Source organism: Virgibacillus proomii (assembly GCF_018916875.1).
Classification (GTDB): Bacteria; Bacillota; Bacilli; order Bacillales; family Amphibacillaceae; genus Virgibacillus; species Virgibacillus proomii_B.
The window spans coordinates 219,978-232,875 of record NZ_JAHLNO010000004.1 but is presented as its reverse complement, the minus strand read 5'-3'; the positions used below and the strand labels follow the sequence as shown (position 1 = coordinate 232,875).

Below are 12,898 nucleotides of genomic sequence, written 5' to 3'. Positions count from 1 at the left end.
ATCTTTGTATAAACATGCTCGTTTATAGCCGGGCAATCAATCAATACTGTTCTATCCCTGTTTATTCTAGAAAGGAAATACATTTATGGGTTTAAAAATTTTACCCAATATGCTGTGGAATTGATGTCCACAAAAACCTTTGTTGTTGCTTGTATCGCTTCAACAAACAAAAAAGGAGTTACTTCCTACAAACGCCATCGCTTTTCAACCTTCACCAAAGGGCTGGATGAGCTGTCACAATGGCTTTGTGAAAACAATTTTAAGGATGTCTGTATGGGATCTACTGGGGAATACTGGATTCCCGTGTTTAATATATTAGAGGATTCCTGCAACATCACTTTGGACATCCGAAATACGTTAATGCTATCCGTGGCAAAAAGACGGATAAAAATATGCCAAATGGATTACTGATTTATTCAAGCATGACCTTGTATCCGGAAGCTTTATGCTCCATTAGCGATTCGACAACTTCGTGACCTCATGCGTTATCGTTTTAAGTTGACGAATTTTAGAACAAGTGAAAAGAATCGGTTTCAAAACAGCTTGACGGTTTCAAACATCCAACTTGGCAGTGTAGTTTCAGATATGTTTGGCGAAAGTTCTATGAACATCATCCGTAAACTACTGGAAGATCCAACGAACACAGAATTTGAAATAAAGTCTCTTATTCACGGTTCCATGGATAAAAAAATCCCAGAACTGAAACTTGCCATCGAAGGTTTTATCACACCCGAACAAGCTGGTAAGCTAACGGTTATTAATCAGCATGTTGAAAACCTTCAAGCACGAAAAGCTGACCTTGAAGAACTGATACTTTCTCTTGCCGAGCCCTATATGGAAGAAATTAACTTGATCTTAACTGTTCCGTCTTTTAAAAACATCTTCTCTGCCATTGCCGTGGTTTCTGAGATCGGAGTTTCTATGGACGTGTTCCCGACAGCTAAGCATTTGTGTTCCTGGGCAGGGCTTACACCAACGAATAACGAAAGTGCCGGCAGAGAAAAAGTCAGTTAGGGTGTCGAGAGCTGGAGTATATATCAAACCTCTTTTGGTACAGTGCGCTACCGCTGTAGTCAAAAGCGAAAAGCATCCCGAAATCCGAAACCGCTACTTACGCATTAAAAAGCGTCGCGGTCACAAGCGTGCCATTATCGCCATAGCACGAATGCTGTTAACTGCAATTTACCACATTTTGAAGAAAAAAGAATCTTATAACCCAGATTATATAGAAAATCAGATGTTCTTCCTGTAAATCGTGAGATAACGGTAGAACAAGCTATTGCCCTTACAAAATCTCAAAGTTTTCGTATTGCTATGCCGGAAACTACAGTAACTTAGATAAATGCTATCCCGTTTATAATTTTTTTAAAAGTCATCTGTGATGGCTTATTTGGTATGTCGTTTTAATTTAAAAAGTAATTATAGGTTATTTCAGACTTATTCCTCCTTGTACAATCCTTAGCTTAACATATTTTTTATCAAAAGCACTATAGAAATACATGATATTTAGCAGGGTGACCTATATGAATTTTAAAGACAAGAAAAAAGAGGCCTAATCGATAAGCCTCCCTTGAGTTATAATTTTTCTGTCGGTGTGAATTGTTCTTTTGTTACTGGTTTTGTATAAGCTTCTCCATTTTCATTTACTAGCTTTTCTACATTTTCTACGCCAACTTGTACAGCATCTACTCCATTTATTTCCGTCATTGTTCGTACAATCGTTTCCATCACTTCATCAGAAATAACTGATTTTTTACCATCCATCAATATTTCATCATTAAACTCTAAATGTAAAATACCATCTTTTAAGGAAGGATTATTTGTCAATGTTGTTTTAGGGTCAAATACTTGTGTCACATTCTTTTCCAGCCCCGGCCCCTCAATAAGCTTTTCAACAACTGCGCGTAATTCATCAATATCTTCCTTTTGCTCCACATATTGAGTTACAGGTACATAATAGCGATTTTCGTTATGTTCAGCTGGGTAGAACATCGTAACTGTTTGACTTTCAATTAAATTTGCTGCTCCTTCGTCACTTACATTAATACCATTAGCTCGTGAATATCCTTTACCAATTGGGGTACCATCCACTGGCATTTCCTTTAGCGCCTTTCCTTGCATCTGCAACTGAACACTTTTTACATTTTCAAATTGTGTTAACGAGTATGTGATAGCTTCAAGAATTTTTTTCTCATCTTCTGCTTCATAATTAGCAAATTCTTTTGATAAATCAACTACAATCGTACCATCCTCTTGCAAATTTACTCCCAGTACCTCTGTTCCTGCTGGCAATACAGCTTGAAAGCCATTAGGCAGCAGTTCAGAAACAGGACCATCCTTCACTAAATATTGCAATACTTGTGAAGCTACCGTATATGAATCTGGAGTCGGTAATTCCAAAGTTTGCGAAGCTACCATTCCATTGGCATCTAATAAATATAATTCACGTGCAACCGTTTCACTTGCTGTTTTTTTATCTTCTTCTCCCTGCTGCTTGTCATTTTTAGATTCATCCAATTTATCAACGGGCTTTGCATTTTGTGGTGGATCCATTTCTTCCTCCAAAGACTGTTCCCCTTGAAAGCACCCGGTTAAAATCATGGAAAAAGTGACCATACCAGCTATTAGTATTCCGCGCTTATGCATGTATTCCCCTCCTACGATAGTTTGTACTATATATATACAAGCACACAGTAAAATAGACCAAGCTTATTAGAAAACTTGTCTGAAACCAAGTCTTTGACGCAGAACCCCCTAGTAAAGGAAAACTTTATTCAAGAAGTATTTTTATCTTGAACAGAATAAAGGCAAAATCTCGGACGTCCTTAATAACCACGATGTATTACTGCCTAAGCTTTTAATAAAAAAGCGATGTACCGATAATGAAGCTTTACTTGTCCTTGAAAAATCGCGATGTATCGCTGTCGTAGCGTTCCATGTCCTTGAAAAAGAAAAGCGCTTTTTCTGCGTGCGATGTATCGCTGTCGTAGCTTTACTTGTCCTTGAAAAAGAAAAGCGCTTTTTCTGCGTGCGATGTATCGCTGTCGTAGCTTTCCTTGTCCTTGAAAAAGAAAAGCGCTTTTTCTGCGTGCGATGTATCGCTGTCGTAGCTTTCCTTGTCCTTGAAAAAGAAGAACGCTTTTTCTGCGTGCGATGTAGTGCTATCGTAGCAACTCTGTCCTAGTAAATGAAACGAATCGGACATTTAGGAGCCGTTTTTCTTACATAATCATCTAAAATAATAAGATATTTGAAGTAAGGCAGGTTTAAAAATCTCAATATGATAAGCACTGAAATTTTAAAACGAAAAAATGCAAGATTCTGGTTAAGAATCTTGCATTTGTGGTAGGGTTGCTTTTTTTATAGTAATCATTTGCAAATTTGGCTCTTTAAAAATCCGTTCCGAAATTTGAATAAACATATCCAGCTCTCCTGTCGTATAAAATTGGTGAACTGGAAATACTTCATCATGGTTTAGAAGGTTATGCACTTCTAAAATAGTACTTGTCTCTCTTGCAGTTTCCTCACTGGAAGAAATAATTGTCACCTGTTCACCAACAACGGATTGAATTGTATCTTTCAACAGCGGGTAATGGGTGCACCCTAAAATAAGCGTATCCATCTGATTATGCTCCATTAATGGTTCTAGAGCATCTGCTACTACTTGTTTTGCTTTAGGACCTTCTAAAATGCCCTGTTCTACCATCGGTACAAACATCGGACAAGCTTGTGCACGGATTTCCAGCTCTTTTTTAATATTTTTTAAAGCTAGCGTGTAAGCATTACTGCGAATCGTTCCTTCTGTACCAATAATCCCAATTCGGTTATTTTTAGTAAATTTAATCGCCGCTCTGGCACCTGGCTGAATCACACCAATAACTGGGATACTTAAATGTTTTTTCAAAGAAGCTAGCGTAAATGCCGTTGCTGTATTACAAGCAACGACTAACATCTTAATATCTTTTTCTAATAAAAAATCAACCATTTCCCATGTGAATTGTTTTACTTCTTCTGCTGATCTTGGACCGTACGGGCATCTCGCTTGATCCCCTACGTAAATCAATTTTTCTTTAGGGAGCTGACGCATTAGTTCATATGCTACTGTTAAGCCTCCTACCCCCGAGTCAATGACTCCTATTGCTTGCTTCACAATATCGCCTCTTCTTGAAGTTTATTTTTTCTCTACTTCCTTCATTTGTTCATGTAAATAGGAAAGTAAATCATAAAGTTGCTCTATTTGTTCCTCCGAAAAGTTTTCCAATACTTCCCCAAGATATTGTTGTCGCTTTCCGATAACTTCGTGAATAATTGTCTTTCCTTTGTTGAGTACATGAATACGAACGACTCGCCGATCATTAGTGTCTCTTACTCTTTCCACAAGCCCATTTTTCTCCATTCGATCGACTAAATCTGTTGTCGTACTAAAAGCTAAACTAATCCGGTTAGAAAGCTCGCCGATCGTTAAATCTCCTTCTTCCAATAGCCACTGTAACGCAACGAATTGCGGAGATGTAATTGGGTAGTTATTTAGAATTTTTCTTCCCTTTTGTTTAATAATTCCAGAGATATAGCGCATGCGCTTTTCTATCCTGTCGATTGAAGCTTTTGTCTCATTCGTTTTCAACAAAGTTACCTCCTACACTCCCGTATATACTTGTTATTTTACATAACGAAACGGTGCTACGTAAAGTATTATTATATTAAAACCATGATTATATTTTTATGTTAGCCTAATCAACGATCTTTGTTTTTGCTCTTTTAGAGGTGTTCCAAAAGCACGCTAAAAATGATGAAACAGCAAATTTCAACGAATGGACGAGCTAATCTCGCCGTTCAACAGGATAAGAATAACCTCGGGTAGTGACACTTCCCCCAATTTACAAGGCCAAAAAACGTAGATAGCGATACATCGCAATTTTGCTCTTAGATATTAGTTTTTTAATCCTCTATTTTGAATACACCCTTTGTTTATTATGCCTTCGTCGCTGCTTCATTTAACTGCTCAGCAGCGGCGACAACACTCGAAGTAGCTCGTTCCATTTCTTGAACTACTTGTTTTAAATCTTCTATTTCCTTTAAAACTGTTTTAATTGCCTTTTCATTAACCTGTATTGTATTTATAAGATGCTGAAAAGATTGTTGGGTAGCTTCCGTAGAAGACACACTTGTTTCAACCGCGTGTTCTATTTCATTGATGGCTGCTTTTGTATGTTTCCTAATTTCCTTAGAGGTTGTGATTAATGAGGTTATCTGCGTTATCGACTGCTTTGTCTGTTCTGCTAGCTTACCTATTTCTTGTGAAACTACTGCGAAACCGCTGCCATGTATTCCTGCCCTTGCTGCTTCTATTGATGAATTCAAGGCAAGTAAATTCGTTTGATCGGCAATTTTTTGTACAATTGAAATGATATTGGCGATTTCACTAGAAGATTTATCGAATTCCGACAAAAATTGTGTGATTTGCTTTATCATTGTTTCCATGTAGCTCACGCTGTTAATCAGTTGGTCTAATTGACTTTGACCTTCTAAAGCCTTAGCTCTGGCTTTTTCTGCTTGATACGTGCTTTTTTCTGTGACTTTATTCACTTCATTAATATTTGTACTTAATGTTTCTGCAGAGGTGTGATTTTCTTCAGCAAATGCTACAAGTCCCTCACTTACGGAAGTCATTTTATCTTTAAGCCAGTCTTTTCCTTCTTCATATTTTGCTTGCATTTTTTTTATGTTTTCCTGTTCATAGGCTTCTAATACAATTTGCTGCTCAAAGCTCATTATTTTATTAACAGCAACAAGTATAGCATGAAGATCTTCCGTATTCTTCATCTCTTCATAAATGGTTGCAATAATCGTGTTGTGTAAATTTTGATATGCTCCCATATACCAAGCAGGCTGTAAACCAATACGATAGTGAGTCCTGGCAATATTGAACCGTTTTTCCAAAAATTTATGATTTATCTCTGCTGCAAATAATTCACTTACATATTGCTTTAATGTTAATCGTAACTGGTCAATCGTACTATACTTCTCAATGATTCGCCTTAAATGGTTAAATCGTAAAATAGTCGAGTAAAATGAATCAACAAACAAATCAATATTTTCCATTACAAGTGGTTGCAAGCTTTTTATTCGTTTCATATCTGTTTTCGTAAGATTTATCATCTCCATCTTCTGTAAAACGGCAGCATCATGTATGTTGATGACTACTTCTACATCAGAAAAGGTCTTTAACCATTTCTTTTCTTGTCTATTTTGTTTAAAAAACATTTAGCTCTCCCCCTTATCTGTTAGTTATGCTACTAACTCTTTTCCTTTCCAGTGCCAATCTTAAAAGAACACCCCTTCTGCCCCTTGTTATTCTTATTATAAAAGAACCTAGGTCAAGAATACTAGGAAAATTTGTACTTTTATCTACAATTTATAGACAAAAGAATAAAAAATAGAAGCGCTCGTTAGCGTCGTACTTAAGAGAGCTTCTGTCAGAGATAAAGTGAAATTTCATTCAAGGAGTGCTTTTCTCTTTGAATGTTAGTACGGCAAGAGTATAACCTAAAGTCCTTTAAACGATTGGGACTTTAGAAGTTGTTTTTCTCATTATGTTCGTAAAACATAAATGAGAAAAGCACGTTCTTACATTCGGGATAAAGGAACATGCCCCTACAACAGGGGGATGCCGACGCCTGAGCGGCAAGCCCGCTTTTAGTCGGCCTTCCTTTAAATTCGAGCTGATATTAACTTATCTTAGGAAAGAGAGCGAAGTTTGCTTGTCATTGACTAGAAAACACATTACTTTAAAACAGTTATCCACCATGGAATAGGTACAATAAATCACCTCCAACATTAGTAAATTGGAGGTGATTTGTTGTCCGTATATGTTATAAAAAACTAGTTGATTTCTAGTTGTAATTTTGCTTTCATACTAGCTAGTACTGGAGATTTTTGCAATGCAGTCTCTGCAATTTCCTTCACTTGCTCTTTTTGTGCCGAAGTTTTTGCTTTTAAGCGGATGGTTGGTTGTAATATTCCACCGTCTCCTTCTTCTAATCCTAAAAATACGGCAGCATTTAGATCTGCTTCTACATCCACTTCTACTACTTCCAATGTAATTCCTTGTTGACTGGCAAGTACTTCAAACGTAATGGCAAAGCAGCTGCCTGCGGTTCCTATTAACATCTCTACTGGATTAGCACCTTCATCCGTGCCACCTAATGGTACTGGCTCATCCATCGTAATTGGCTTAAAATCACGAATTTGTACGTTGTTCTTCACTCCTGATTCCCAAGTTACCTTTGCATGCCAATGACGCATTTTTTGTGATGGATTCTCTTTAATCACCTTTGTTGTTTGCTCTACTGCTTCAAAATTAATTCCATTCATGATTTATTCCTCCAATGTAGTGGTTTCATCTACATACATCTTACAAGGTTGGCTTAAAAATGAATGTAAGCTTCCTTACATTATCCAACTTTTTTATCTAGCATCTCAGGTGCTGAAAGACTCCCACTTCAAGAGGTACAGAGAAATATGCCGAAGTCTAAGCCCGATTCGTTCGATAGGGGAAAGCTTCGATAGCAATACATCGTGGTTTTTCAAGGGTAGAGAAACTTTGGTAGCGAACCATCACGTTTTTTCAAAACGTTTAAGATGTTAGTTCTACTTCTATTAGTAGGGGATGAAAGAAAAGCCCCACGGAATGAAGCTTCACTTTATCCAGAGCTGGTGTTTATCGTTTTTTATCATCCCTTGTTGTACCCATTTATTGATTAAGAACGTGACCGTTTCTCTAGTTGACGCAATCATTCCAGCCATATCTTTATGGGTGAGATATTTGGGGAGAGGATACCAGCCGCCTTTCTCTTCCTTTTTATTTTTCCATTTATGTAAGGAGTTCCATAAACGCTCTTCTACCTTATCATAAGCGACTTGTTCTAAAATACGAACAACTTCATGTAATTGATTAGAAAAATGCTTTAATAACGCTAAAGACAACTCTGGAGTATGCGCAACGGCATCCAGTATTTCTTGCTTTTCTACTTTTACAACGGAAACAGTCGTTAACGCGATAGCATATGCATCACTTTCTTCGGTAGTGAAAATGCTAGCTAAATCGATAAAATCACCGGCAGTTAAAATGCCTAACACGCATTCCTTTCCATCTTGATGTAGGTGAAAAATTCGTATGTCACCTTCCATAATTAAATAAATATGCTCTGTTAATTTATATGGATAAGTAACTTGCTCCCCTTTTTTAAATGTATATTTCTTACGCATTTTCCATTCCCCTTTTAACTGTTGATCAAATAAGTGAATAACTCTAGTCGGTTGCAGTGGGCTTTGCTCTATCATTGGAAATTACTCCTTTACAGTACAGTAAGTTTTATCGTTTCAAATCTTAATAAGATTATTATAGGTAAAATGCTAAGAGTATAACAATCGTTTTAATTCTTATATATAAAACGACGAACAACCTTATTTATTATACGTTTACCTTTTACTAAAAGTAATTATCAAGTTACTTTTAACACTTATACATGTCACTAAGAAAAATAAGGGAAACCCCCTATAGTATTTTATAGCAGCCCTGTCATACAATAGATGTGTATATGTACGAATTATACCTAGCTAAAATCAAGGGGGATTTATATGGCAACACATTATCGAGTTGTTATAGTTGGGGGTGGTACTGCAGGAATTACAGTTGCTGCTCAACTCCTTCGATATTCAAAAGGGTTTGAACAAGCAATCGCGATTATAGATCCTGCAGAAGTTCATTATTATCAACCATTATGGACTCTAGTAGGGGCAGGAGTCGCTAAGAAAGAAGTAACAAAGCGTTCCATGCGTAGCGTTATACCAGATGGTGCTGATTGGATTCAACAAGCGGTAACTAATTTTGATCCAGAAAATAATTGTGTATACACAAACGAAGGAACTGAAATCCATTATGATTATCTTATCGTTGGGGCAGGAATTGAAGTCAATTGGGATGCAATTAAAGGATTAAAAGACACACTGGGAAAAAATCAAGTTTGCAGCAATTACTCCTATGAACATGTCGAATATACATGGGAAGTCATTCGTAATTTTTCTGGTGGTAATGCTATCTTCACTCACCCAAACTCACCTGTAAAATGTGGCGGAGCGCCTCAAAAAATTATGTATCTTGCAGACAACGCTTTCAGAAAAGCAAGAATTCGTGACAAAGCGGAAATGCTATTTATTTCTGCAAACTCAGCCATATTTGATGTATTGAAATACCGTAAAGCTTTAGAAAAGATAGTATCCAGGAAGCAAATAAAAACATATTTTCTCAATCATTTAATTGAAGTGCGAGGAGATACAAAAGAAGCGGTCTTAGAAAATTTAGACACGAGGGAACAGCAGACAATACCTTTCTCCATGTTACACGTTACCCCGCCAATGCAAGCGCCAACATTTATTAAAGACAGCCCGCTTGCCGATGATAACGGCTGGGTGAATGTGCACCCACATACGTTACAACATGTACATTATGAAAATGTCTTTGGCATTGGAGATTGCAGTAATTTACCTACTTCTAAAACGGGAGCTGCGATACGTAAACAAGCACCGGTAGTAGTTAATAATCTTATAGCGATAATGAAGGAAAAACCATTTGAAGCGACTTATGATGGATACAGTTCTTGCCCACTGGTAACAGGCTATAACCGTTTAATTTTAGCTGAATTTGATTATGACAAAAATCCACAAGAGTCTATGCCATTTAACCAAGCAGTTGAACGGAAAAGTATGTATTTAATGAAAAAGGATTTTCTTCCAATTATGTATTGGGACGGCATGCTTAAAGGGATCATGTAACAATCAAAGAGGGGTGAGGTAATGACGAAGACTGCTGCAAATTTGCAAGCAAATCATGACTGGATGGAAGAACTGGCACGTCCAGAAATACAGAGTGCATTAACAAACTTGATTCGACTGTTACCTGAATTAGAGCGCACTTTTCATTCAATTGAACAAATAACCCAATTTTCTAAATATATTTCTAAGGATACAGCCACCATTAAAGCTTTTGAACAACGCTTTCAGCTATCAAAAATAAATGAGGAATCTTTTGAAGCATTAATTACCATCTTAGGAAAGCTTCCTATCCTTCTACAAATAATTGAACTTATGGAACAAATTACATTATTTATAAAAAACGTATTAGCAGATGAACAATCCTTGGAACAACTTAAAGCATCACTCTTCGAACTATCACTACTTAATCAAAGAAAAGAAGTAAAAGAGCTGATAGCAGCTATTCAAGAAAGAAAAAATTCCATGGATCATTCTATTTCCATTTTTACAATCATGAAATGGATAAAAGAGCCAAAAATACAAAACTACCTTAAATATATACAAGCTACATTAGATGTTTTGCAACAAAAGCATGACGAGTAAACGAAAATCAAACCTAGCTTATTTACCAAGCTTCTAAAATAATAAATAAAATTGCAAATGATGCGAAAATTGTTTTTTCGTGTATTTGTAGCACAATGAAAACTTTTTGTCGTAATAACGGATTATCAGTCTGAAAGAAGAAAACTGCTTTTCTTTAGGTATACTGATTTAAGTTATAAGTTATAATCAGCTACTCTTTTAGACCGCTGTCTCTCGCTTCTCCCATTTATTAGATAGGCTTAAATGGGATTATCGTTAGACTTCGATGCCCTACGTTTCTTATGTATATAAATAGATCATTTTTAATTAAAAAGGAGTTGTGAAACGATGCTTTTAAAATATTTTTATGATGAACAGTTAGCACAGGCCTCTTACTTAGTAGGTTGTCAAGTAAAAGGGGAAGCTTTAGTTATTGACCCGGCTCGAAATATTGAGCCTTATCTTTCCGCTGCTGAAAAAGAGGGAATGAAAATTGTTGGTGCATTAGAAACACATATTCACGCCGACTATGTTTCTGGAGGTAGAGAAATCGCCAATCGATTAGAAGCCGAGTTATATGTATCAGATGAAGGAAATGACGATTGGAAATACAAAAATGTAGAGCATTTATCACATACGCTGCTAAAAGATGGAGACACCATTACATTAGGCAACTTAACCTTTGAAGTAATGCATACTCCTGGACATACACCTGAGAGCATCTCCTTTTTGCTCACAGACGGCGGTGCAAATGCAGATGAACCAATTGGCATTTTTACAGGAGATTTTGTCTTTGTCGGAGACGTTGGTCGACCAGATTTACTAGAAAAAGCAGCAGGTGAAGCAGGAACAAGCGTGTCTGGAGCGAAGAGTATGTTTCATTCTTTACAACGCTTTAAACAATTACCTGACTTTTTACAGGTTTGGCCTGCACATGGAGCCGGAAGTGCATGCGGGAAATCACTTGGAGCTGTTCCATCCTCAACGGTAGGATATGAAAAACGATTTAATTGGGCGATGCAATATGATAATGAATCTGCATTTATTGATGCTTTGCTAGCTGGTCAACCGGAAGCGCCTACCTATTTTGCAATCATGAAGCATATCAATAAAGTTGGACCAAATATGATTCATAAGCTCGAAGACCCACCAAAAATAACAGATGTGAAACAAATAAAAGAACTGTTAAACAGCGGCACTCAAATTCTTGATACTCGCGATGCCCAAGCATTCAGCAAACAACATATCCAAGGAACGATAAACATTCCATACAATCAATCGTTTACGAATTGGGCGGGGTGGATGATTAACTATGATCAACCACTCTATCTATTAGCCGACCCAAAGCAAGTAAATGAGATTGTAACCTCCCTTCGTTCCATTGGGATTGACCAAATTGCCGGATTCATAGATGTAAACAAGACTATTAAACATATGGACAACTTGGAATCCTACAACAACATCACACCAGATGAAGCAAAACAATTGATAACTGCCAATGACCCGGTTGTAATTGACGTCCGCAATCAATCAGAATGGGAGCAAGGTCATATTGAAGGTGCTGATCATATGATGCTCGGTACACTAAAAGACCGTCTTCAGGAAATCCCGAAAGATCGAACCATTATCGTAGCGTGTCAATCAGGTGGTCGTTCAGCCATTGGAGTAAGCCTCCTACAAGCTAATGGATTTAAGAAAGTCCTGAATTTAGCTGGAGGATATTCGCGCTGGCTAACAGAGGTATTCATTCCACAATAAAGTGGAACTTCTATCAGTAGGGATTTTGCTTCATCCCCTACTGATAGAAATAGACCAAGAGCTATAATCTCTAGCGTCCCTTGATAAGAACGCGATGTAGTACTACCCGAATCTTCTGTCCTTGAAAAAGAAGAACGCTTTTTCTGCGTGCGATGTGTCGCTGTCGTAGTTTTCCTTGTCCTTGAAAAAGAAGAACGCTTTTTCTGCGTGCGATGTGTCGCTGTCGTAGTTTTCCTTGTCTTGTCGCTAAATGTATCGGGCATTTAGGAACCGTTTTCTCCACTTAGACTTCTTCGTATTCTCTATAACTTTTGTAGTGGGCGTCTTCCGGCACCTTACATGCAGAATAACTTTGATCTGTGAAACCACCATAGAGGGGCTTCCCTCTATGGTAATTGTCTTTACCTAGCAAATTTTATCTAAAAGAAAGTTTATGTAAAACACCAAAAAGCAAGCTACCTTAAATCTAGCTAAAAGGAATAGCTTCCAAAAATTTTAGAATATATACAAGCAGAAGTAAATTTTTATTGCTGATATTTAATAAGGATTCTAAACTAATTCATTTTATTGACGATCTCTTCAGCTGAATGGCAGTATATGATATTAGAAAGACTATCTTTTTTAGAAACACGCTTTATTATTCAGTAAAGCTTCATTTCGAGAAATTTATTGTTAAATCAAACGATCTTCACTTTCATTTTTCGATACAGCTTGATAGCTTACAGTATCTTAATACAAGATTACC

General features: G+C 37.0%; 12 protein-coding genes. 4 read left to right on the top strand and 8 right to left on the bottom strand.

Features of this window, described 5'->3' with window-relative positions; all coding sequences use genetic code 11:
* Window positions 1-480 precede the first annotated feature (480 nt).
* Window positions 481-1,014 carry a transposase gene (locus tag KQI21_RS15970; protein ID WP_253291251.1) on the top strand — a complete coding sequence of 178 codons (534 nt, stop codon included), beginning with the start codon at window positions 481-483 and terminating at the stop codon, window positions 1,012-1,014.
* 561 nt (window positions 1,015-1,575) lie between these two features.
* Here the strand turns inward: KQI21_RS15970 and KQI21_RS02295 are convergent.
* The 7 genes from KQI21_RS02295 to KQI21_RS02265 form a co-directional block, all read right to left on the bottom strand.
* Window positions 1,576-2,646 (bottom strand): GerMN domain-containing protein, encoded by a 1,071-nt coding sequence (locus KQI21_RS02295; RefSeq protein ID WP_216482385.1) that lies wholly within the window; start codon window positions 2,644-2,646, stop codon window positions 1,576-1,578.
* A 346-nt stretch (window positions 2,647-2,992) separates the two neighbouring features.
* Window positions 2,993-3,205, bottom strand: a complete 213-nt coding sequence (locus KQI21_RS02290) for a hypothetical protein (RefSeq protein ID WP_216482384.1) — start codon at window positions 3,203-3,205, stop codon at window positions 2,993-2,995.
* 120 nt (window positions 3,206-3,325) lie between these two features.
* The gene (gene racE, locus KQI21_RS02285; RefSeq protein WP_216482383.1) at window positions 3,326-4,150 is read right to left on the bottom strand and encodes a glutamate racemase; all 825 of its coding nucleotides are present in this window, start codon (window positions 4,148-4,150) and stop codon (window positions 3,326-3,328) included.
* A 21-nt stretch (window positions 4,151-4,171) separates the two neighbouring features.
* Window positions 4,172-4,624, bottom strand: coding sequence for a MarR family winged helix-turn-helix transcriptional regulator (locus tag KQI21_RS02280; protein WP_253291250.1), 453 nt, complete (start codon window positions 4,622-4,624; stop codon window positions 4,172-4,174).
* Window positions 4,625-4,971: 347 nt separating this feature from the next.
* A complete protein-coding gene (locus tag KQI21_RS02275; RefSeq protein ID WP_216482382.1) occupies window positions 4,972-6,264 on the bottom strand; it encodes a globin-coupled sensor protein in 1,293 nt (430 codons plus the stop codon).
* Window positions 6,265-6,882: 618 nt separating this feature from the next.
* A complete protein-coding gene (locus KQI21_RS02270) occupies window positions 6,883-7,374 on the bottom strand; it encodes an OsmC family protein (RefSeq protein WP_216482381.1) in 492 nt (163 codons plus the stop codon).
* A 324-nt stretch (window positions 7,375-7,698) separates the two neighbouring features.
* Entirely contained in the window at window positions 7,699-8,343 is a 645-nt protein-coding gene (locus KQI21_RS02265; RefSeq protein WP_216482380.1) for a Crp/Fnr family transcriptional regulator, read from the bottom strand.
* Window positions 8,344-8,640: 297 nt separating this feature from the next.
* On the opposite strand from KQI21_RS02265, the gene KQI21_RS02260 reads away from it, so the two are divergent.
* The 3 genes from KQI21_RS02260 to KQI21_RS02250 all read left to right on the top strand — a co-directional run bounded on the left by KQI21_RS02260 (window position 8,641) and on the right by KQI21_RS02250 (window position 12,153).
* Window positions 8,641-9,834 carry an FAD/NAD(P)-binding oxidoreductase gene (locus KQI21_RS02260; RefSeq protein WP_216482379.1) on the top strand — a complete coding sequence of 398 codons (1,194 nt, stop codon included), beginning with the start codon at window positions 8,641-8,643 and terminating at the stop codon, window positions 9,832-9,834.
* 21 nt (window positions 9,835-9,855) lie between these two features.
* Window positions 9,856-10,416, top strand: a complete 561-nt coding sequence (locus tag KQI21_RS02255; protein ID WP_216482378.1) for a hypothetical protein — start codon at window positions 9,856-9,858, stop codon at window positions 10,414-10,416.
* A gap of 327 nt (window positions 10,417-10,743) precedes the next feature.
* On the top strand, window positions 10,744-12,153 hold the full coding sequence (locus KQI21_RS02250; protein WP_216482377.1) for an MBL fold metallo-hydrolase: 1,410 nt from the start codon (window positions 10,744-10,746) through the stop codon (window positions 12,151-12,153).
* Between the two features lie 70 nt (window positions 12,154-12,223).
* Here the strand turns inward: KQI21_RS02250 and KQI21_RS02245 are convergent, their stop codons facing one another.
* Window positions 12,224-12,436: a hypothetical protein gene (locus KQI21_RS02245; RefSeq protein WP_216482376.1), complete on the bottom strand. Its 213-nt coding sequence runs from the start codon at window positions 12,434-12,436 to the stop codon at window positions 12,224-12,226.
* Window positions 12,437-12,898 lie beyond the last annotated feature (462 nt).

Coding starts and splice junctions, on each gene's coding strand:
- KQI21_RS15970 (WP_253291251.1), top strand. CDS start 481: ATGCGTTATCGTTTTAAGTTGACGAATTTTAGAACAAGTGAAAAGAAT.
- KQI21_RS02295 (WP_216482385.1), bottom strand. CDS start 2,646: ATGCATAAGCGCGGAATACTAATAGCTGGTATGGTCACTTTTTCCATG.
- KQI21_RS02290 (WP_216482384.1), bottom strand. CDS start 3,205: ATGTCCGATTCGTTTCATTTACTAGGACAGAGTTGCTACGATAGCACT.
- KQI21_RS02275 (WP_216482382.1), bottom strand. CDS start 6,264: ATGTTTTTTAAACAAAATAGACAAGAAAAGAAATGGTTAAAGACCTTT.
- KQI21_RS02270 (WP_216482381.1), bottom strand. CDS start 7,374: ATGAATGGAATTAATTTTGAAGCAGTAGAGCAAACAACAAAGGTGATT.
- KQI21_RS02265 (WP_216482380.1), bottom strand. CDS start 8,343: ATGATAGAGCAAAGCCCACTGCAACCGACTAGAGTTATTCACTTATTT.
- KQI21_RS02260 (WP_216482379.1), top strand. CDS start 8,641: ATGGCAACACATTATCGAGTTGTTATAGTTGGGGGTGGTACTGCAGGA.
- KQI21_RS02255 (WP_216482378.1), top strand. CDS start 9,856: ATGACGAAGACTGCTGCAAATTTGCAAGCAAATCATGACTGGATGGAA.
- KQI21_RS02250 (WP_216482377.1), top strand. CDS start 10,744: ATGCTTTTAAAATATTTTTATGATGAACAGTTAGCACAGGCCTCTTAC.